Below are 18,666 nucleotides of genomic sequence, written 5' to 3' on the forward strand. Positions count from 1 at the left end.
CCATCTAGCGCACTGTCCCGGGCTCGAAAATTGAGAAGTGCAACGCCAAGCTCGTCCGCGCGTTTCTGAGCCAGAGGGCGCACGCCGCCTCGTAGGAAGACCAACGGAATGCGCCCATCCTCTGCTGCCAAGCTTGCCGCTCTCTCGATGGCTGCAACCTCGACATTTCCGCGACCGTTATCGACCCAACCCAAGTAACGCGTGCTGTACAAATCGCAGCTCTGCTTGGCGCTACCTTGAGCCACGAGCGCGTCGGAAGCACCCAGATAGACCATCCAGTCTCGGCAGAGACCAATAGCGTCCTCGTCCGATACTCCGAACGGCCTTGGCAGTGGTGGATCTGTGGTCACAACCCAAGTGTCTATCGAACGTCCGGGGATGCGCACCGCCTGGTACAGCAACTACACAGTCACTAATGCTCGTAGGTCGCCGAACAGGAGGAGCTGCTGCTCGCCGACTCTTCGCCTCTTTCGAAGCGGGCGTATCTCTGCCACCGAGAACGCCGCCTAAGCATGAGTAGGAGAGTTAGCCAAATCGCCAAGCATGTCATCGACGATGTCGATAACGGACTGGGCATCCTCCCCAGCGATTGAGCGAATAGTCGATTCGTATGATGCCCGCAGTGTCGCGCGTGAATTCGCGGGCAGGTCGATCAAGTAAAGAAAGGCACCGGCCCCGCCGAGAGCGTCGGCAACGCCGAACACGCTTCGAATACTCGCCTGAGTCCGCGCCGCAGATTCTGGCATCTGCCGTGTTGCTTGCATAACGCCGTCTAGCGCCAGCAGGACCGTGTAGGCAAGAACTACCCCGGCCGCACGCGGGCGGCCCTCGTCGAGCCAAGTCCTTGCCGAGAGATACAGTTTGTTGGAAAACGACTTTTGAAGACCTGACTTCTGGGCGGCACGAGCGAACCGGTCTAACTCCCGTTTGAACGGTCGCCATTCACCGAGGCGCGCTAAGGAGTCGAGCGCGAAAGCTTGATACTCGCCCGCGTCGCGCTCTTCAACAAGCCCGACACACTCCACCCACAACCGATGCGATTCTTCGTACTTTCCCCGGGCGTAGCTGATGCTGGCCGCCGAGCTCTTTGCTCGAGCAAGTGCATCCCTTGAACTACTACGCTCGGCCCGAATAAGCGCTTGTCCTGATGCCTTTTCTGCGGTTTCCAGGTCGCCTTCATCCACCCAGGAGTTGGCGACAGATGACCAAGCGCTAGCGGCCGAGGCATCATCACCCAACTCGACAGAAAGCCGCGCGGACCGTTCCAGGTATTCACGAGCGAGCGTGTTCGCGTCTTGGCGAACGTGGATCTCCCCCAAATTGCCCGTCGCCAGTGCGGCCAACACTCGGTTCTTAGAGAAGTCCGCGATATCGAGAACCTCGCTAAGCCGGCGTATGGCGTCCTCGTTGTCACCATTGTCCGACGCTGCCAGAGCCGCATCGTTCTGCAGGCTCCCAAATGCTGCCGAATCAGCTTGAGGATCGAGCTGCATTAGTGCCGCGTCAAACAGAGGGACTACCTCCCGGATCCCGTATCGATCCGAAAGCTCAGCCGCGTCGTCGGCCAATATCCAAGCCCGCTGCTGAGGAGTTGCGGCCTGCAACTCGGCAGCGAGAACTAGCCGGCTGATCGCGAGCTCCTGGTCCATCCCCGCCGCGAGCGCGAGATAACCTGCGGACCGGAGCAGCTCTCCAGAGTAAGGAGGTGCCACCTGCTGATAACGCTGTGCTGCGATTGCAAACCGGTCGACTTCTGCAGCACCATACGACCGTCGCTCAAACACCTGCCTCAGAGTTCGGACGCCTCGAGACGCCCATTCGAAATCTCCTAGCTGCTCCAGTTGGGAGATTGCCGACTCTGCCTCGCTCTCGGCGCGTCCGAGCTTCTCGTCGGGATCTCCCTCATTTTCCGATTCATAATGCGCCCAGGCCAAGTAAACTGCCGCAATGTCGGCCCTTGTGCGAGACCGTTCGTGCGGGTCTCCCGGATCGACTTCGACAGCGCGTTGCAGCGCATTGATTGCCTCTGTGTAATTCTGGCTCTGCGCTAGTGCGATGCCCCGGCGGTGCTCAAAGCCTTGTAGCTGGAACCAATCACCGCTCTCTACGGCTGCGTCTCGCGCCTTAAGCAGCCAGTCAACGCTCCGCTTCAGGTCACCAAGCGCAGCATCGATCCAGGCAAGATTTCCGAGCGCCAGAACCATTTGGGGATACTCATGTCGTTGTCTCGCGCTTCTCAGTGCTTTGACGACGAGAACCCGCGCGCGATCAAGGCGGCCTTGCTCGACATCAATGGAGGACTCGGCTAGGTCGAGGCTCGCACTAAAGTGACCGTTTCGCAGGCCCCGGATGTATGGGCGAAGTTCCTTCGCTTGATCCTTGGCAGAGTCAACGTCGCCTCGAGAAAGCTCATATTGCAGAATGTTGAGCCTGACGGCCGCCACATTAAACGGATCCTCCAAGTGGTCGACAAGTTCGAGCACTCGCCTAGCGGTTCCATCCGCCCCATCAACGTCCCCAACCCTGAACTGCGCGGCGCCAAGGCTCACTAGTGCCGACACGAGCGCGGAGGTGTCCTCGCCAGATTCACTAATTCTCGCGACTGCTTGCCTTGCAGCCAACGCATCGTGCAGCAGATTTTCTGCATCAAGCACTCGAGCGGCGAGGGACAGTGCTGCAGAGGTGAGGGTGCTCGGGTCGTCCTTCGATATGAGCAAACGCGTCAGCGTCGGTAGGTCAGGTCGCCTCCCTCCTGCGCCTCTGTCTGCGCCAACTAGATACGACAGCACACTTTCGACCACGAGCTTGGCCACGACAACCGACCCCGCGCCTAGAAATCGGTCTCCAAGCTCGAGAAACGCATAGAGCGCATCATCATTTTGATTCTTGATTGCGTCGACCAGGGCTATGCCGAAGAGGTCGGCGGCGTCAGGGCGCTCCGCCCAGTCGTCTGGGAGCCCGGGGATAATCGTGCGAGGGCTCATCGTTCGTTCCGCTTCCGTCGGCGCTCCAGCTGAACCTCGCGGTGAGCGCGGATAGCAGAGCTCGTGAGTGACCGGTAAACGTGCGCCTCTAGTTCGTCAGCATTCTGAAAGTTTCTGGTGACCACCGAGGCACGCTCCGCATTGATGAACGTTTCCACCTCGTCAGGAAGTTCGTCTGGCGTTCGGATGAAGATGTAGCGCTCAGCTTCAGCCTCTTTGGCTGCCGAGTATTCGGCCTTGATGATCTCACTCAGGGGACCCGCGACCAACAGGATCAACCCGTCGCTGGTCGCAGCAATCTGTACGCACTCGCGCACTGAGTGGAGTACGCCTGCCGGCGCGTCTCGCTCCCACCACCACGCTTGATGTGCCGCGAGACTTTCTACTGCCTTGGCAGTGAGCTTTCTCTCGTCATCGAGCGAGCCATCCATCTTTGAGCTGACAAAGATACGAAGGTGCGCCTGGTCGCGGCCGTACCTGATCTCATCCGACAACTCATCCGGCAAGAGCAACACCCCAAATCTGCCGGCTCCAGCCTCAATATGAACCGAGCACGTGTGATGTTAGCGCGATCTTTGATACAGCCGAGCCCAGGGTCGAGCGTCACCCATGGGACCATCAGTGCGCGAAACCACACGGGCCGGCCGGAGGACGGGAAACCGAAAGCGGTGAGTAAACGGTGAGTTTGGCCAAAAACCATTGAGCGGGTAGTCTGGGCCACAGCCTTACTTCCCAGTGTTTTACTGGGATTCCGGGCCGCGCGAGTGTAGTTCAATGGTAGAACCTCAGCTTCCCAAGCTGATAGCGCGGGTTCGATTCCCGTCACTCGCTCCAGGTGTCGCTTCTCAAGCCAGGCGGGCTTCTCTCGTTCTATTTGGGCATGGGCGCGCTGCCTTGCCAGGATCGAGACGCCAGCGGAACGCCGACGACGCGTCCACATCATCAAGCATCCGGACAACGCACCCGGATGTCGTCGCAGAATTCCACCCCAGCGAGCTCGCCAGAACATCACCAACGAAGCTCTCCTCCAACAGCGAGATGCTCGTCGACTTCGTCTGCGCCAACGAGCACACCTACCGCGCCACAATCTACGACCGCGTTCGCGGCAAGCTGCCCGGAGTGCATCCGCAACGCCAACGCTGAGTCTGAGAAGAACCTCGTCGCGACGCACCCCACCGTCGCCGCCGAATGGCACCCTACCGCCAACGGCGACCTGCGTCCGGAGCACTTCACCCACGGTTCCAACGAAGTGGTCTTCTGGCTCTGCCCGAAGGGCCACGACTACGAGCAGCGCATCGACCGGCGCGCCGCTGGCTACCAGTGCTCCATCTGCTCACGACGACGCCTCGTCAGCGGTACCAACGACGTTGCCACCGAACACCCGAATCTCGTCAAGGAGTGGCACCCGTACCTCAACTACCCGAAGAAACCGAACGAGATCTTCCCTGGGACAGAGAAGTACTACTGGAAGTGCAAGGCGGCGGGCCACAAGACGCACCAGTCGATCCCGCACCGGCTGAAGTCCAAGGGGTGCACAGAGTGCCGGCCGGAGGAGCGGATCCTCGCACGCTGATTGCCGACGACGCGGACTCAATCCCAGTCAGTGGAGGTTGCCTCATCCCAGTGTCGCAGGACGTACGAGCCCACTTGGCGTAGGGATACATCGTCGATGTCGACGGACGCTGGATCAGCATCCCAGGCTGCCGGGTAGGACCCAGGATCCGACTCCCTCAGCATCGACACCATCGACTGGTCATTTGACAGCAAGCCTGCGACCCGAACGCGGTCCAGCGTTGGGTTCGGTCGCCGTGAAGTGATGCTCCACGTCACATTCGCTCCGGCGATCTCGTCAGCAGACCATCTGTCGGACGCGAGCGCGTCGGCTTCGATGCGTAGCAATCTTTCCGGGTTGAGCCTGCGGAGACGATCGAACCATTCGTCGACACCTTCGTCCGACAGAGGAGACACCGCGTTCTGGAGCTCGCTCGCCGCTCGCTCCTCTAAGAGTGAGCGCTGGGCTTCGATCCAATCCACATAGTGGCGCGCCCCCGACGGGTGAGCCTCATCGAGCAAGACCCCAACGTTCAGCGGGTTCAATGCCTGGGCTCTCGCGAAATCGAGGCCGTCCAGAAATGTCTGGCTGCCAAGCCTCAATACCTCCTCAGCGAACGAAAGTAATTGGCTCTCGCCCCTAACGCCGAAAGGACCCGTCCTGTAGCTGAGCTCGGGCGCATCTGCCAACTCGGAGAGGAAAGGGTAGAGAGCTTCGGCGGAAACCGCAGTTACCCAGCGACGGCGCATGGTGTTCATCGTCGCCTCTGGGGCCGCTGAGAAAAGTGCCCGCAGTTCGCCAGCCGCACGCCTAGCCTCCTCTGCCAGGTCCAGCCGGGCCAACAATCCATGAACTACAACGTCCGATACCTCTCCTGGCGGAAGGGCGTACGCGAAATATCGGTCGAAGAACGCGGGATCTCCGACTCGTTGTCTCGTTGCACTGGAGTAGCTGCGTGCCGACGGCGCCTCCTTCCGATCAGCTGCAAAGTTCGGAAACAGGTAGTCGAGGATCTCCATAACGTCTTCGCGCTGGTACGTGGCTCCGACGACAGACTCGATCGTTCCTGCCACCTGGCGGGCTACCACCTTGTTGCCGTCGTTGAGAGTCCGCAACCGGAAGCCGACGGAGACACCTGCGAACACATCCGGGTGGTCCACCACCAACTGCCAGACGCCCGGATAAGAAACGCGAAGAAGACAGATTAGGCACCAGTCAAGGAAGTTCACTTCGCCATGCAGCCGTTGCGGCAGCACCATAACGCTGTCTACAAACCTGGCGGCGATCCGCGGCGTGGGCAGCATCTGCCAGCCGAATGACTCCATTCGCCAAACGAATTCCTCCTGCGCATCTTCGTCGGCGGCGTACATCGGGTGAGTAGCGATTCCAAACTCAACGAGCGGCACCAGCACCTCGTTGCTCCACTGCGAGTGACTCATTCGTGGAACAGAGATCTTGCGTTCGACGATCTTCTCGAGATATTGCCTCGCTCGCTCTCGGCTACCGGCAATGGGCGTCTTGGCGAGCAGCTCTAGCAACGCCTCTTCGTCGTAAGCAAGGACATACACGAGGCCCGGGACGTCCCCGATCAATCGGATCAGCTTGAAGAACAGCAGAAGCTCTTCGGGAGTCAGCCGATCAAGGTCGTCCACAAGCACATACGCCGGCCCGGCGTTCTTCGAGAAGCTCTTCCTTAACTCCTCGCGAATTGAGCTTGGAGAATCCAGCCCACGAAGCGCGGAGGCCGCCTTCATGGCCGTTCCGCTCACATCGAACCCCAGCCCCTTCATAGAGGGACCGAGATAGTCGAGCGCGGTCGCTATGCGTTTGCGCGCATGCCTATCTTGTATCCGCTCCAAAAGGAAGGCTGCGAAGCCCCGGTACAAGCTCAGCTCGTCGGAGAAAAGCCATGGATTGAATTCGCGGGTATGCCCACCAAGTTCGCCACGCACGCGATCGAGGATCCATGTCTTGCCGCTTCCCCAAGAGCCCACGATGGCAAGGAAGCGGGCGCGATCATCTGTTGCGGCGTCGCCCACCACTTGCTTCACTAGCTCACCGAGTAATGCGCCGCGATCGAAACGATCCTCTTCCTCCACACTGCTAATACTGCACGCTCCTTTCCTAGTAGACCCGACGGTTACATACCCATGGAGCGATCGGCGGCCGAGCCATGCCGCGGTCCGCATGTGCGGGCTGCAGCACCGATCGGTTCTTCCCGGAGCACCGGATCGTTCATGGAACGCGGGGCGCGAACGCGGCCAACTGACCTCTCAAGCTCCAGCCATCATGACGCCGACGAACCGCCTTCCGGTGGCGCGATAGCGCGAAGGTCTAAGTGTCGTGCCGTGAAAACCATGTGAAGGTCGTAGCTGACCAGGGTGACACTCTTGGCAAACGGTCGAAGAGACAGCGCGGTGTCGATGATCTCTGAGTCGTTCTTAGGCAGAGGTCGATGGTGGAGTGACTCGAACATCAAGACCGCATAGAGGGCAGAAGATGGCCCGGATTCGCCCTGCGAGAACGGGCGGACCTCCACTCGCTGGAAGTCACTCATGAACGTGCGTTGAAGCCATCCCAATGCGAGCGTGGCGAGCCACCGGCGATCGTGCGACTCGCCGTCTATGTCCATCTTGCCGTTCGCGTGCTTCAACGTGTCTAGTTCCTCAACGACGACCGCCGGAATAGCGATAGCAATGGGCTGACCTCTACGAGTGTCCGTGAGGGCAGACCAGTCAAGGTCGGGCATCGTGCCCTTACTCCGCATCAACACGTTCGTGTCCACCACCGCCGCGTGCAGATGCTCCGGAAACGAGGAGTCCAGACTGGGTACGTTCCAAATGGCGACCTCACGCTTGAGCATCTCCTCAGCGATTTGGAGTCCGCCGATTCGCTCGTTCAACTCCAAGGCAATCAGGTCCGTCAGCGTCGCTCCATAGGCGACCGGGTCCATGACCTGAATGGTCCAATAACGTTGCGACGTCAGGAGTCGTCGAACCTCGGACGTGGGAAACGCGTTCGTGAGTAGTCGCTCCTGTGCAGCGGCCCACCCAAGGTAGTCGTTGAAAAGCGCTACAGCGGCGCTACCTCTACCCAGAACGTTGCCTGCTTCGCGGGATGCGTCCGCTATGAGCTTGATAGCGGCATTCGGGTCCACCCCCTCGTTAATGCGCACTTGCTCATCGAGTCGGGAAATGGTCATGTCTGATGGTCTTATGGACTCCGACACACAAGCAAGACCCGTTGACAGCCTGCGAAAAGGAGTCATGGCCAGCTGCCGTCGGCAATTTCCATAGGCAGCCGTCAGTGCCGACCGAAGGTTGGGTGATTTCCCCAAGGCCCCACACTTCTCATGGCGACCCTCACTCAAAGCCCAACTAGCTTGAGAATGCCCAACTAGGGCGAGACGTGACACCAGGTGTCGCTTCGTGAGCACGGTCGGCTCTTCTCGTTCTCCGCGGGCTCGGGTGTCGAGCCCTACGGTCCAGCAGGCGCCGTGCGGAACCGCGGCAGGTGCACATCGAACCGGCAGCCGGCCTCGGTGTTGCGGACCGAGATGTCCCCGTCGTGCGCGGTGACGATGCCGTGCACTATGGCCAGGCCCAGGCCCGCGCCTCCCGACACCACCCCGGCGCGCGGGGACCGCGCGGCGCTTCCCCGCCAGCCGGCGTCGAACACCTTCGCCAGGTGCTCCTCCGGGATGCCGCCGCCCTCGTCCACCACGCTGAGCACGACCGACGAGTCCGCCGCCTCGCGCACCGACACGTGGATGCCGGATCCTTCCGGGGAGTGCTCGATGGCGTTGAGGAGCAGGTTGTGGATGACGCGGGACAGTTCCCGCGCGTCCCCCCACACCGTGAGGTCGCCGTCCTGCGATTCGTTCAGCGAGACCGAGCGGGTGGCGGCGAGAGGCGAGAGATCAGCCACCGCGTCGCTGACGATGTCGTACAGCGACAGGGGGCCGAAGTCGAGCTGCAGGCTCCCGGATTGGATCTTGGACAGCTCGAACAGGTCGTCCACCATGTGACCAAGGGTCGCGCACTGGCTGCGCAGCTGGCGGTAATACCGCTCGGGATCGGCGGCGATGCCATCCTCGAGCGACTCCGCCATCGCCTGCATCGCAGCGAGCGGGGTGCGAAGGTCGTGCGAGATCCAGGCGACGAGTTCCCGTCGCGACTGGTCGAGCATCCTGACCTCTTCCCGGGACTCGGCGAGACGACGCGACATCTCGGCGAGTTCACGGGAGAGGGCGCTGAATTCGCCGCTGTCCTGCGGCTGCGCGACGACGACCTCGCCGTCGCCGACCGCTCGAGCGGCATCGCGGAGTGTGCGGCTGGTGCGCACGAGGCCCATCCCGAGCACTCCCGCCACCCCGAGACTCACGACGGCGGCCACCGCGATGACCCAGACGAGCACCACGAAGTCGTGCGGCGAGATGTACATGGCCCGGGCGATGGCCACCGTGCCGCCGACGATCGAGGCGACGGCCGCCAGCACGACGACACCGAGGCGCACCAGGATGGACGCGCGGCGCACCAGTTGCAGCACCGCCACGGCCAACGCTGAGATCACCAGCGCCACGACCAGGCTGGTGCCGACGATCACGGCGAGATCCGCGAGAGAGAGCATGTCCGCCGCCTCCTCAGGCGCTCATCCGGTAGCCCACCGCCCAGACGGTGGTGAGGTGCCGGGGTTTCGTCGGGTCGTCCTCGATCTTCTCCCGCAGCCGGCGAACGTGGACGGTGACGGTGGAGAGGTCGCCGAAATCCCATCGCCAGACCTCCTTGAGCAGCTGCTCCCGGCTGAAGACCTGGTTGGGATGCTTGAGGAAGAAGGCGAGCAGGTCGAACTCGCGTGCGGTCAAGGTCAGCGACCGGCCGGCCTTCCTGACCGTGCGGTTGGAGGGGTCGATCGCGAAGGCCCCGAGGACGAACGGCGCCTCGGGGGCGAGTTCGCCGACGCTGCGGCGCAGGATGGACTGGACGCGCAGCACCAGCTCGCGCGGTGAGAACGGCTTGGCCAGATAGTCGTCGGCACCTGCCTCGAGCCCCTCGATCCGGTCGTCGGTGGAGCCGAGCGCGGTCAGCATGATGATCGGAACGGGCCGACGGCTCCGCAGCCTCCTGGCGACTTCGAGCCCGTCGACGCCGGGAAGCATCCGGTCGAGCACGACGAGGTCGGGCGGGGTGCGCTCCGCGAGAGCGAGCGCATCGAAGCCATCGACCGCCTCGTCCACGATGAGCCCTGCGGAGCGGAGATAGCCGCTGGCCACCTCGCGCACGGTGGGGTCGTCCTCCACGACGAGCACCCGCCGGTCGCGCACGTCGCGCACCGACGGCGAGCCGGTGGGAAGGGTGGTCATGCGCTCAGCATAGGTCGGCAGCTCGAGCGTCGGGCCGCCGGGAATCCCGACGGTCGCCACCGTCCGCGTTTCGTAAGATTCTGCCGGCGCCGGCCGACCACGCCGGTGCGTAGCGTCGAACCGTGACCATACCGATCGACGTCGTGTTCCCCTGTCTGAACGAAGCGGAGGCGCTCCCGGTGCTCCTGGCCGCCCTTCCTCCGGGATACCGGGCGATCGTCGTCGACAACGGGTCGACCGACGGCAGCGCCGACGTCGCCCTCCTCGGGGGTGCTGTCGTGGTGAGCGAGCCGCGCAGGGGCTACGGGGCCGCCGTCCATGCAGGCCTCACGGCTGCGACCTCGGACCTCGTGATCGTGTGCGATGCGGACGGCACCATCGACCCGGCCGAGTTCGATGCGCTGGTCGCCCCTGTGCGGGCGGGAACGGCTGATCTCGCCGTGGGACGCCGTCGCCCCACCTCCCGGCAGGCGTGGCCGGTGCCGGCCCGGGTCGCCAACGTGGTGCTCGCGTGGATGCTGCGCTCCCGGACCGGCCTTCCTCTCCGCGATCTCGGCCCCGTGCGCGCTACGCGCCGGGCCGCCCTCCTCGAACTGGAGGTGAGGGACAAGCGGAGCGGCTACCCCGTCGAGCTGGTACTCCGCGCGCACCGCGCGGGGTGGCGGCTGAGCCACGTGGATATGGCCTATCGCCCCCGCATCGGCCGGTCGAAGGTGACCGGGTCACTGCGCGGCTACCTCACCGCGGTCCGCGACACGCGGCGACGCCTGGCCGAGGCAGCCCGATGACCGCCGTCGTCGTGATCGCCAAGGAATGCCTCCCTGGGCGCGTCAAGACGCGGCTGCAGCCGGAGTTCACCGCGGTCGAGGCCGCGGCCATCGCGACCGCAGCGCTCACCGACACGCTGCGGGTCGCGGGTGCGCTTCCGGCGTCCCGCCGCATCCTGTACTTCGATGGCGCCGTGCCTCCGGCGGCCGCCGCAGGCTGGGAGGTGCTGCCCCAGCGCTCGGGCGGTCTCGATGCGCGGATCGCGGCGCTGTTCGACATGCTGCACGAACCGGTCCTGCTGCTCGGCATGGACACACCCCACGTCGACCCCGACACGCTCACCGCCGTCTTCGCGGACGATCCGGACGTGGATGCGTGGTTCGGTCCCGCGACGGACGGCGGCTTCTGGGCGCTGGCGCTACGTCGGCCGGATGGTGCGCTGGTACGCGGCGTTCCGATGTCGACCGAGGCGACCGGCTTCCACCAGCTGGAGCGGCTGCGCAGCGCGGGACTCCGCGTGCGGCTTCTTCCGCCGCTCACCGACATCGACACTGCGGCGGATGTGCCCGCCGCGGCACTGCGCTCGCCGGCGTTGGCCCGGACGCTCGACCAGCTCCGGCCGGCCGGAGTACCCGCATGAACGCCGGACGGATCTCGAGCGTCCTGCTCCGCGCCGAGCACGTCGGCACCGGTCCGTCGGCCGAGTTCGGACGCGGTGGCGCCGAGCCCTATGAGCTGGCCATCCGCGCCGGACGCGGTCTGCTCGCCCTGGTCGCCCGCGATGGGAGCATCGAGGATGCCGTGCCGCTCGACGTGTCCGCCTACCTGGCGGCGGCGACGGACGGCGAGCGCGACGTGCTGGGGCTCACGGTCGGCCCCGTGCTCGACATCGGGTGCGGGCCTGCCCGGCTGGTGCGCGCCGCGATCGAGTCGGGGAGGATCGCGCTCGGGATCGACGTCTCCCCGGCAGCCATCCAGCATGCGCGGTCGGCGGGCCTCCCGGTGCTGCACCGCTCCGTGTTCGACCCGCTGCCCGCAGAGGGCACCTGGGGCGCGGTCGCCCTGTTCGACGGCAACGTCGGGATCGGCGGCGACCCGATCGCCCTCCTCACCCGCGGGTCGGAGCTCCTGCGCCCGGGCGGCCGGATGATCGTGGAGACGCACACCGATCCGGAGCGCGACGCGGTCTTCCTGGCTCAACTGGTCCATCCTGCCGGTGCCCGCAGCGCGTGGTTCCCCTGGGCCGAAGTGGGTGCGCGCGTCGCAAGCGAGATCGCAGGGGACCTCGGGATGGAAGCGACCACGGTCACGGTCGCCGGGCGGACCTTCGTGCTCGCCACACGATGACGGTGGACGTCACGGCGACCGCGACCACGATCACCAGCCAGAGCACGGCCAGCCGCACGCCGTAGTCGCCGGGGAGCACCGTGGGATTACGCGGCCCCCGCGCTTGCGCGACCAGTTCGGGCACCACCAGGGCCGTGAGAAGGGCGCCGACGGCCAGACCCGCCTCCACGACGGTCGTGACGGCACGCGGCAGGCGCCGGCCGACGCGACGCAGAAGCAGGTCGATGGCTGTCTCGATCGGCACCAGCACCGCGTCGTGCAGCACGACCGCCGCCGCCAGCCAGACCATGAGCCCGACGATCTGCGCGATCCGCAGGTCGGTGACGAGAAAGACGATGCCCGTGCCGATCAGGGCGAGGCCGAGGGCACCGATGATCCGGCGGATGCGCGTCATCCGGGTATCACCTCGATGGAGGCCAGCCACTTGGTCTGCAGCACACCTGGCCGGCCGGGCGCGATCACGCGGGCCGGATAGCCGTGGTCGAGATCGAGCGTCTGCCCGCCGAGCGTCAGGGCGACCAGAGTGGTCGGGTCCTCGGCGAACTCCGGCCCCATCGTCGTCCGGCGATAGGCGCCCCGCGGTTGCAGGCTGCTGATCAGCAGAGTGGCGCCTGACGGTGCCCCGACGAGAGCCAGCAGATCCCGCATCCGTACGCCACCCCACTGCGCTGTCGTGCTCCACCCCTCGACGCAGGCGATCGGGAGGGTGGCGCGCGCCTGCGGCAGGCCGCTCAGGCTGGCGCGATCGAGGGTCTCCGTGCGGTCGCCGTTGCGGACCGTCAGCGCCCAGTCGGCAGCCCGCGCCGACGACAGCACACCGGCCGCCTTCGCGGTCATGTTGACAGGCACCCCCTGCGGTCCGTCGCCCTGCACGCGCGGCGCGAAGACATTCAGCGGCGCCAGCACGCCGAAGGACTGGCCGGCCGTGAGGGCCACCGTCGCAACGCCGGCCGCTGCGATCGTGCCGAGAAGCGCCCGGCGGCTGATGCCCTGGCCGTCAGTCATCGGTCACGCTCCGGTCCTCGGCGGCGCTGCGCCGCGACCAATAGCGCACGATGATCGGGAGCTTCACGGCCACGTGGAGCGCGATCGATCCGACGATGACCCAGGCGAGCGCGTAGTGCGTCTGCCGGAACGGGAACGGCCACGGATACCACTGGTATGTGTTGACCAGGCCGATGGCCGGTTCGAGCAACGCGGTGGACACCAGCAGCGCGACGGAGGCGCGCTCCAGCACCTGCCGCGCGGAACCGAGGGGCGGCCACAGGAGCAGCCGCGGGTACACGGTCCACAGCTTGCCGAGCAGGAGGGGGAAGATCGCGACGCCGACGGTGACGTGCAGACCCTGGGTGAACGCGTAGAGACCCGGCCAGGGAGGGAAGCGCATGCCCGGCAGCGGCTCCTGCAGGAGGTGGCTGTACAGGCCGGTGAGGAAGCAGACGACGAAGGCGGTACCCAGCAGGCGGCCGATCACGACCGTCGTCCGCGCCGTTCGTGCCGGGGCCCCGAGCACCCTCCTGGCTCGGGCCATCCGCGGCTCGAGGGCGCGGGAGACACGGTCGGTGACGGACATGTTCCGATTGTGATCGGAGGCGGCGCGCGGGAGACGCGGCAAATCTTACGATCCCCGAACGGGAGGGCGGATCCGGCTCCACTGCCCGCGATGAACGGCCACACTCGAGGACGTGAAGGTCGTCATCGTCTGCGTGCTGCTCGCTGCCCTGACGGCTGTCACCGCCGTGACCACGGCGAGCATCGCGGGGTTCGTGCCCGGCGACAAGCTCGCGCTCGGGATCGCTTCCGGGGTGGCCTGGCTGCTGGCCGCCGCAGCGTTCGTGGTGCTGCTGCGCGTGCGAGGGCGCGCGGCGATCGTCCTCGTGCTGGCCGGTTCGGCGGCGCTGGGGTGCGCGGCGCTGGCCGGCCCCCCGAATCTCAGCACCGACTCGGCACGGTATGCCTGGGACGGCATCGTGCAGGATGCGGGCATCTCGCCATACGCGCATGTCCCCGCCGCCGAGGCGCTCGACCCGTACCGCGTGCCGTGGCTGTTCCCGGCGCCGGTGCCCGCCGCCGACGGCTCGCTCCACTGCGCCGGTCGCCGCATCACGTCGACGACGAGCGTGCCGGGCAGAGACCTGCTCTGCACGGCGCTCAACCGGCCCCACGTTCCGACGATCTATCCGCCGGCGGCCGAGGCGTATTTCGCGGCCGTCCGCGCGGTGGTGCCCGTCGAGGCCCAGTACGCGCCGCTCCAGGTGAGCGGCCTGCTGCTGAGCCTGGGCACCACGGTGCTGCTGGTATTCGGGATGCGCGCTCGCGGCCTCGACGCGCGCTGGGCCGCGATCTGGGGCTGGTCGCCGTTCGTGGCGACGGAGGCGGTGACCAACTCCCATGTCGACGCGCTCGGAGTGCTGTTCATGGTCGCCGCCACCTTCGCCGCCGTCCCGGCGCTGGCCGGACGCCTCAGCGGCCCGGGCTCACGGTTGCGCGCATGGTTCGGGCCGGGCGGGAGCCGGCGGCGCGCCGCGCTCGTCGGGGTGCTGATGGGCCTGGCCGCCGCGGCGAAGTTCGTGCCGGCCATCGCGGCCCCAGCGCTCGCCCGGCGACGGCCGGTCACCACGCTGCTCGCCGCGGTCAGCACGTTCGCCGTCTGCTACATCCCCTATGTGGCGGTGACCGGCTGGGCCGTCATCGGCTACCTCCCCGGGTACCTCACCGAAGAGGGGTACGAGAGCGGGAGACGCTTCGCCCTGCTGTCCCCGTTCCTTCCCGGGCTGTGGGCGACCGCGCTCGCGGGCGCGCTCGTCCTCGCGGCGCTGGTGCTCGGGTGGCGCGCTGCCGACCCGCGGGCGCCCTGGCACGCCCAGGCAGTCTCGGTGGGTGCGGTACTGCTCATCACGACTCCGAGCTACCCCTGGTACGCGCTCATCCTCATCCCCTTCATCGCGCTGAGCCGACGCTGGGAGTGGCTGGTGGTACCGATCGCTCTGACGGTGAAATCGCTCGTCCCTTCGCACACGACCGCGACGCTCGTCCTGGCGGCGGCCGTCGTTGTGGCGGCGACCGTGACGGTCGTGCGCTGGAGGCGATCCGTTCCGCTGACCGGCGCCCCACACATCGCGGACGCCGCCGCGGCACCCCGGCCGGCGGCCACTCGAGAGGAGACATCATGACCGGAGCCGAGATCGCCGTCATCGGAGGGTCCGGCCTCTACCGGCTGTTCGACGACGGCGCCGACATCGAGACCGTCACGGTCGACACGCCCTACGGACCGCCGTCGGGCCCGATCCGCATCGGCACGGCGGCGGGCCGCCGGGTGGCGTTCCTCGCCCGGCACGGCGAAGACCACGCCCTCGCGCCGCACCGCATCCCGTACCGCGCGAACATCTGGGCGCTCGCGGCGCTCGGCGTCCGCGCCGTCATCACCTCCTCGGCCGTCGGTGGGCTGTCCGAGCGCGCCCGGCCCGGCCTGTTCGTCGTGCCGGACCAGCTCATCGACCGCACCAGCGGCCGTCCTGACACCTACTTCGATGAGGGCGACGTGCAGCACCTCGCCGCGGCCGATCCGTTCGACCCGGTCCTCCGGAATGCGGCGACCCGGGCGCTCGCGGGCCTCGGCGAGGAGGTCGTCTCGGAGGGCACGACGGTCGTCATCCAGGGACCGCGGTTCTCGACGAGGGCCGAGTCGGCCTGGTACCGCTCGGTCGGTGCCGACATCGTGAATATGACGCAATACCCGGAGGCGGTGCTCGCGGCCGAGCTCGGGCTCGGGCTCGTGACCCTCTGCTTCGTGACGGACACCGACGCCGGCACCGCCGCGGGCGACACCGCGGATGCGGCCGACGCGGCACTGGTGCTGGAGCGGATGGCTCAGGCCGGCCCCCGCATCCGGGCGGCCATCGCGGCCACCGTCACCGCCGTGCCGACCGGCTACCGGCCGCGGACACTGATCCCTGCCGACGCCGTGCGCCGTGTGCTCGACGCCCCCGTCTCCGCCGGGGGTGCCGGGTGACGCATCTCGTCGTGACCGGCGGCCTCGGCTTCATCGGGTCGCATGTGGTGGAGGCCGCCGTCGGCCGCGGCTGGCGGGTGACGGTGGTCGACTCGCTGCGCCCGGACGTTCACGCGAGCGCCGAGGTGCCCGACTGGTTCAGCAGCCTCCACGGCGACCTCGACCTCCTCGTCGCGGATGCCGGCGCGATCCCCGAGGCGCTGCTGCGGTCTGCGGATGCGGTGTGCCACCAGGCGGCCAAGGTCGGGCTCGGCGTCGACTTCGGCGACGCACCCGACTATGTCGATTCGAACGTCGGGGTGACGGCGCGGCTGCTTGCCCGGATGGCTGCGGCCGGGACGACGCGCCTGGTCCTCGCCTCCTCGATGGTGGTGTACGGGGAGGGCCTGTACCGTGACGGCCACGCCGTGGTCCAGCCACCCGTGCGTGCCGTCGCTGACCTGCGCGCCGGCCGCTTCGACCCGCTCGACCGGGAGGGTCGCCCGCTGCAGCCGCTGCTGATCCGCGAGGACGACCCGACCGAGCCCCGCAACGTGTACGCCGTCACCAAGCTCGCCCAGGAGCAGCTGGCCCGCTCGTGGGCGCGCTCGACCGGCGGCCGCGTGGTCGCGCTTCGCTACCACAACGTCTTCGGCGCCCGGATGCCGAGCGGCACGCCGTACGCGGGCGTCGCGTCCTTGTTCCGTTCCCGGCTGGACCAGGGCCTCGCCCCCCTCGTGTTCGAGGACGGCCGGCAGCGCCGCGACTTCGTCGACGCGATCGATGTGGCCGCCGCGAACGTCCGAGCCATCGAGTGGCTGGAGACCCGACCGGAGGGCGCCGTGCACGCGTACAACGTCGGCAGCGGCACGGTGCGAACGATCGGCGAGTTCGCCTCGGCGATCGCCGACGCCCTCGGGGGCCCGGCCCCTGTGGTGACGGGCGACTTCCGCCTGGGCGACGTTCGCCACATCACGGCCTCGTCCGAACGCATCGCCGTTGAGATCGGATGGAGGGCGCAGCGCCCCTGGCGGGACGCCGTCCGGGCCTTCACGGCGGCGCCGATGCGGCGTCGAGTGACGGCCTCCCCGCTGCCGCTCCGGCAGACGGCCGGCTGACGGCCACGGGTCAGCGGTCCAGCTCCATCCGTCTCCACGAGAGCAGCGTGAGAACCGCGAACACTCCGCCGACCGCGAGAGCCCCCGCGAGGGGGACGGCCGTTGTCGGGGTGGGGTCGAGTGCCCACAGTGCCGGTGCTGATGGCGGGTACCATGCGCCACCGCCGGAGAACACGACGACCTGCGCGCTCGCCAGCAGGACGACCGTGGCGGCGATGCCACCCAGCAGTCCCCTGGTCAGCGTCGCCACCCACGCGGCTGCGAGCGTCACCCCGGCGGTCGCGAGGACGAGCACCAGCAGACGCACCGCGATCTCACCGCCGTTGCGCGGCAACGGTCCGAAGCCCGCGAGCACTCCGGCGATGAAGAGCGCGGAGATGAGGGCGAGCGCGACGGTCGTGGACCAGGCGGCGAAAGCGATGAGTTTGGCAGCCGCAATGACCGTGCGCGACACGGGCAGAGCGAAGAGACCGGAGACCGTACCCTCGGCGAACTCCCGCCCGACGCTCCAGCTGACCAGGATGCCGCACGCGCCGGCCGCGGCTGCGGCGGTGACCTGAAGGGCCGCATTCAAGTACCCGTTCCATCCGCCCTCGCCGACCACGGGTCCGAGCTTGGCGACGATGGCCGGATCGCCGCCGGCCACGGCAACGGTGACGGAGAGGCAGATGGCGACGACCCCGCCCACCAGCAGGATGGCGGCGACGACCGGTACGCGCGCCCTCAGGGACTTCTGCAGTTCCACGCCGAGGGCGGCTGCGAACAGGGAGGCGGTCACCGGGCACCACCCTCGCCGTTCCGACTCTCATCGTCGCGCAGGACCATGGCGAAGAACGCACGCTCGAGCTCCGGCGCCGCCGGATCGAGTTCCCCGATGAGCCGGCCGGCGTTCATGACGCTGATCCGCTGCGCCAGCCGTGAGACCTCGTCGAGGTGATGGCTGGAGATCAGCACGGCGCTTCCTTCCCCCGCACGACGCCGGAGGCTCTCGCGGAGCAGCAGGGTTCCGGAAGGGTCCAGGCCGGTCGTCGGCTCGTCCAGCACGATGAACGACGGGTCGTGCTGGAGCGCCGCCGCGAGACCGAGCCGTTGCCTGTTGCCGAAGGACAGCACCCGCGCGCCCCGCCCCCGATACGGCTCCAGGCCGAACTCGGCGATCGCGCCGTCGACGACACGCGCGCGACGTCGTGGCGGGACGGCGTGGAGAGCGGCAGCCATGGCGAGGTTCCGGGCGACCGTGAACTCCGCATAGGCGAGCGGCGCCTCCACCAGATGTCCGACCTGCGCCCAGACCTCCACGCCCGCCCGGCCCACGTCGACCCCTCCGATGGAGGCTGTGCCGGCCTGCGGCCGCAGCATCCCCAGCATCACTTTCATCAGCGTGGACTTGCCCGCGCCGTTCAGACCGACCAGAGCGTGAACCGTTCCCGGCGCGACCGCGAGATCGACCGAGTGGATGCCCGCTCCCCCGGCGAACGATCGGCTGACTCCCGCAAGCACCATTCCCGGGGGGAGAGGAGTCGCGGAGGCACCGGACGCCATGT

General features: G+C 67.0%; 19 protein-coding genes and 1 tRNA gene. 9 read left to right on the forward strand and 11 right to left on the reverse strand.

Annotated features, from left to right (window positions below; genetic code table 11):
- Positions 1 to 506 precede the first annotated feature (506 nt).
- On the reverse strand, positions 507 to 2,984 hold the full coding sequence (locus tag BJ963_RS12490; RefSeq protein ID WP_179457009.1) for an ATP-binding protein: 2,478 nt from the start codon (positions 2,982 to 2,984) through the stop codon (positions 507 to 509).
- Positions 2,981 to 3,499 (reverse strand): hypothetical protein, encoded by a 519-nt coding sequence (locus BJ963_RS12495; protein WP_179457011.1) that lies wholly within the window; start codon positions 3,497 to 3,499, stop codon positions 2,981 to 2,983. The genes BJ963_RS12490 and BJ963_RS12495 overlap by 4 nt, the downstream gene beginning before the upstream one ends.
- A 245-nt stretch (positions 3,500 to 3,744) precedes the next feature.
- Here BJ963_RS12495 and BJ963_RS12500 point away from each other — a divergent pair.
- From BJ963_RS12500 to BJ963_RS12505, 3 genes are all read left to right on the forward strand, one after another.
- Positions 3,745 to 3,818, forward strand: a tRNA-Gly gene (locus BJ963_RS12500).
- Positions 3,819 to 3,878: 60 nt separating this feature from the next.
- Positions 3,879 to 4,127 (forward strand): zinc-ribbon domain-containing protein, encoded by a 249-nt coding sequence (locus BJ963_RS19600; protein WP_425484723.1) that lies wholly within the window; start codon positions 3,879 to 3,881, stop codon positions 4,125 to 4,127.
- Positions 4,108 to 4,557 (forward strand): zinc-ribbon domain-containing protein, encoded by a 450-nt coding sequence (locus tag BJ963_RS12505; protein WP_425484728.1) that lies wholly within the window; start codon positions 4,108 to 4,110, stop codon positions 4,555 to 4,557. The genes BJ963_RS19600 and BJ963_RS12505 overlap by 20 nt, the downstream gene beginning before the upstream one ends.
- A gap of 17 nt (positions 4,558 to 4,574) precedes the next feature.
- Here BJ963_RS12505 and BJ963_RS12510 read toward each other — a convergent pair whose 3' ends face one another.
- From BJ963_RS12510 to BJ963_RS12525, 4 genes are all read right to left on the reverse strand, one after another.
- Positions 4,575 to 6,635, reverse strand: a complete 2,061-nt coding sequence (locus BJ963_RS12510; protein ID WP_179457015.1) for a P-loop NTPase fold protein — start codon at positions 6,633 to 6,635, stop codon at positions 4,575 to 4,577.
- Positions 6,636 to 6,823: 188 nt separating this feature from the next.
- Positions 6,824 to 7,738: a PIN domain-containing protein gene (locus BJ963_RS12515; RefSeq protein WP_179457017.1), complete on the reverse strand. Its 915-nt coding sequence runs from the start codon at positions 7,736 to 7,738 to the stop codon at positions 6,824 to 6,826.
- A 275-nt stretch (positions 7,739 to 8,013) separates the two neighbouring features.
- A complete protein-coding gene (locus tag BJ963_RS12520; RefSeq protein WP_179457019.1) occupies positions 8,014 to 9,165 on the reverse strand; it encodes a sensor histidine kinase in 1,152 nt (383 codons plus the stop codon).
- Between the two features lie 13 nt (positions 9,166 to 9,178).
- Positions 9,179 to 9,898 (reverse strand): response regulator transcription factor, encoded by a 720-nt coding sequence (locus BJ963_RS12525; RefSeq protein ID WP_179457021.1) that lies wholly within the window; start codon positions 9,896 to 9,898, stop codon positions 9,179 to 9,181.
- 122 nt (positions 9,899 to 10,020) lie between these two features.
- Between BJ963_RS12525 and BJ963_RS12530 the strand changes: the two genes are divergently transcribed.
- Genes BJ963_RS12530 through BJ963_RS12540 form a run of 3 tightly spaced genes read left to right on the forward strand, consistent with a single transcriptional unit; the run spans position 10,021 to position 12,013 of the window.
- Entirely contained in the window at positions 10,021 to 10,686 is a 666-nt protein-coding gene (locus tag BJ963_RS12530) for a glycosyltransferase (RefSeq protein WP_179457023.1), read from the forward strand.
- Positions 10,683 to 11,306, forward strand: coding sequence for a TIGR04282 family arsenosugar biosynthesis glycosyltransferase (locus BJ963_RS12535; protein ID WP_179457025.1), 624 nt, complete (start codon positions 10,683 to 10,685; stop codon positions 11,304 to 11,306). Before BJ963_RS12530 ends, BJ963_RS12535 begins: the two co-directional genes overlap by 4 nt.
- The gene (locus BJ963_RS12540; protein ID WP_246298051.1) at positions 11,303 to 12,013 is read left to right on the forward strand and encodes a class I SAM-dependent methyltransferase; all 711 of its coding nucleotides are present in this window, start codon (positions 11,303 to 11,305) and stop codon (positions 12,011 to 12,013) included. The genes BJ963_RS12535 and BJ963_RS12540 overlap by 4 nt, the downstream gene beginning before the upstream one ends.
- Here the strand turns inward: BJ963_RS12540 and BJ963_RS12545 are convergent.
- The 3 genes from BJ963_RS12545 to BJ963_RS19185 are packed head-to-tail and all read right to left on the reverse strand — an operon-like array spanning position 11,973 to position 13,586.
- Entirely contained in the window at positions 11,973 to 12,407 is a 435-nt protein-coding gene (locus BJ963_RS12545) for a hypothetical protein (protein WP_179457027.1), read from the reverse strand. The genes BJ963_RS12540 and BJ963_RS12545 overlap by 41 nt on opposite strands.
- A complete protein-coding gene (locus BJ963_RS19180; RefSeq protein WP_246298052.1) occupies positions 12,404 to 13,018 on the reverse strand; it encodes a molybdopterin-dependent oxidoreductase in 615 nt (204 codons plus the stop codon). The genes BJ963_RS12545 and BJ963_RS19180 overlap by 4 nt, the downstream gene beginning before the upstream one ends.
- Positions 13,011 to 13,586, reverse strand: a complete 576-nt coding sequence (locus BJ963_RS19185; RefSeq protein WP_246298053.1) for a hypothetical protein — start codon at positions 13,584 to 13,586, stop codon at positions 13,011 to 13,013. The genes BJ963_RS19180 and BJ963_RS19185 overlap by 8 nt, the downstream gene beginning before the upstream one ends.
- Positions 13,587 to 13,698: 112 nt before the next feature.
- Between BJ963_RS19185 and BJ963_RS12555 the strand changes: the two genes are divergently transcribed.
- Genes BJ963_RS12555 through BJ963_RS12565 form a run of 3 tightly spaced genes read left to right on the forward strand, consistent with a single transcriptional unit; the run spans position 13,699 to position 17,122 of the window.
- Positions 13,699 to 15,186 carry a glycosyltransferase 87 family protein gene (locus tag BJ963_RS12555; protein ID WP_179457029.1) on the forward strand — a complete coding sequence of 496 codons (1,488 nt, stop codon included), beginning with the start codon at positions 13,699 to 13,701 and terminating at the stop codon, positions 15,184 to 15,186.
- The gene (locus tag BJ963_RS12560; protein WP_179457030.1) at positions 15,183 to 16,025 is read left to right on the forward strand and encodes an S-methyl-5'-thioadenosine phosphorylase; all 843 of its coding nucleotides are present in this window, start codon (positions 15,183 to 15,185) and stop codon (positions 16,023 to 16,025) included. Before BJ963_RS12555 ends, BJ963_RS12560 begins: the two co-directional genes overlap by 4 nt.
- On the forward strand, positions 16,022 to 17,122 hold the full coding sequence (locus BJ963_RS12565) for an NAD-dependent epimerase/dehydratase family protein (protein WP_179457031.1): 1,101 nt from the start codon (positions 16,022 to 16,024) through the stop codon (positions 17,120 to 17,122). Before BJ963_RS12560 ends, BJ963_RS12565 begins: the two co-directional genes overlap by 4 nt.
- A gap of 10 nt (positions 17,123 to 17,132) precedes the next feature.
- On the opposite strand, the gene BJ963_RS12570 is transcribed toward BJ963_RS12565, so the two are convergent.
- Both BJ963_RS12570 and BJ963_RS12575 read right to left on the reverse strand, forming a co-directional pair.
- Entirely contained in the window at positions 17,133 to 17,900 is a 768-nt protein-coding gene (locus BJ963_RS12570; RefSeq protein ID WP_179457032.1) for an ABC transporter permease, read from the reverse strand.
- Positions 17,897 to 18,664: an ABC transporter ATP-binding protein gene (locus BJ963_RS12575; RefSeq protein WP_179457033.1), complete on the reverse strand. Its 768-nt coding sequence runs from the start codon at positions 18,662 to 18,664 to the stop codon at positions 17,897 to 17,899. The genes BJ963_RS12570 and BJ963_RS12575 overlap by 4 nt, the downstream gene beginning before the upstream one ends.
- Positions 18,665 to 18,666: the final 2 nt, after the last annotated feature.

The sequence above is a fragment of the Leifsonia soli genome (assembly GCF_013408745.1).
Classification (GTDB): Bacteria; Actinomycetota; Actinomycetes; order Actinomycetales; family Microbacteriaceae; genus Leifsonia; species Leifsonia soli.

Excerpts from the sequence above, each read along its gene's own strand:
- BJ963_RS12490 (WP_179457009.1), bottom strand. The coding sequence starts at position 2,984 with ATGAGCCCTCGCACGATTATCCCCGGGCTCCCAGACGACTGGGCGGAG.
- BJ963_RS12515 (WP_179457017.1), bottom strand. The coding sequence starts at position 7,738 with ATGACCATTTCCCGACTCGATGAGCAAGTGCGCATTAACGAGGGGGTG.
- BJ963_RS12520 (WP_179457019.1), bottom strand. The coding sequence starts at position 9,165 with ATGCTCTCTCTCGCGGATCTCGCCGTGATCGTCGGCACCAGCCTGGTC.
- BJ963_RS12525 (WP_179457021.1), bottom strand. The coding sequence starts at position 9,898 with ATGACCACCCTTCCCACCGGCTCGCCGTCGGTGCGCGACGTGCGCGAC.
- BJ963_RS12535 (WP_179457025.1), top strand. The coding sequence starts at position 10,683 with ATGACCGCCGTCGTCGTGATCGCCAAGGAATGCCTCCCTGGGCGCGTC.
- BJ963_RS12540 (WP_246298051.1), top strand. The coding sequence starts at position 11,303 with ATGAACGCCGGACGGATCTCGAGCGTCCTGCTCCGCGCCGAGCACGTC.
- BJ963_RS12545 (WP_179457027.1), bottom strand. The coding sequence starts at position 12,407 with ATGACGCGCATCCGCCGGATCATCGGTGCCCTCGGCCTCGCCCTGATC.
- BJ963_RS19180 (WP_246298052.1), bottom strand. The coding sequence starts at position 13,018 with ATGACTGACGGCCAGGGCATCAGCCGCCGGGCGCTTCTCGGCACGATC.
- BJ963_RS19185 (WP_246298053.1), bottom strand. The coding sequence starts at position 13,586 with ATGTCCGTCACCGACCGTGTCTCCCGCGCCCTCGAGCCGCGGATGGCC.
- BJ963_RS12560 (WP_179457030.1), top strand. The coding sequence starts at position 15,183 with ATGACCGGAGCCGAGATCGCCGTCATCGGAGGGTCCGGCCTCTACCGG.
- BJ963_RS12575 (WP_179457033.1), bottom strand. The coding sequence starts at position 18,664 with ATGGCGTCCGGTGCCTCCGCGACTCCTCTCCCCCCGGGAATGGTGCTT.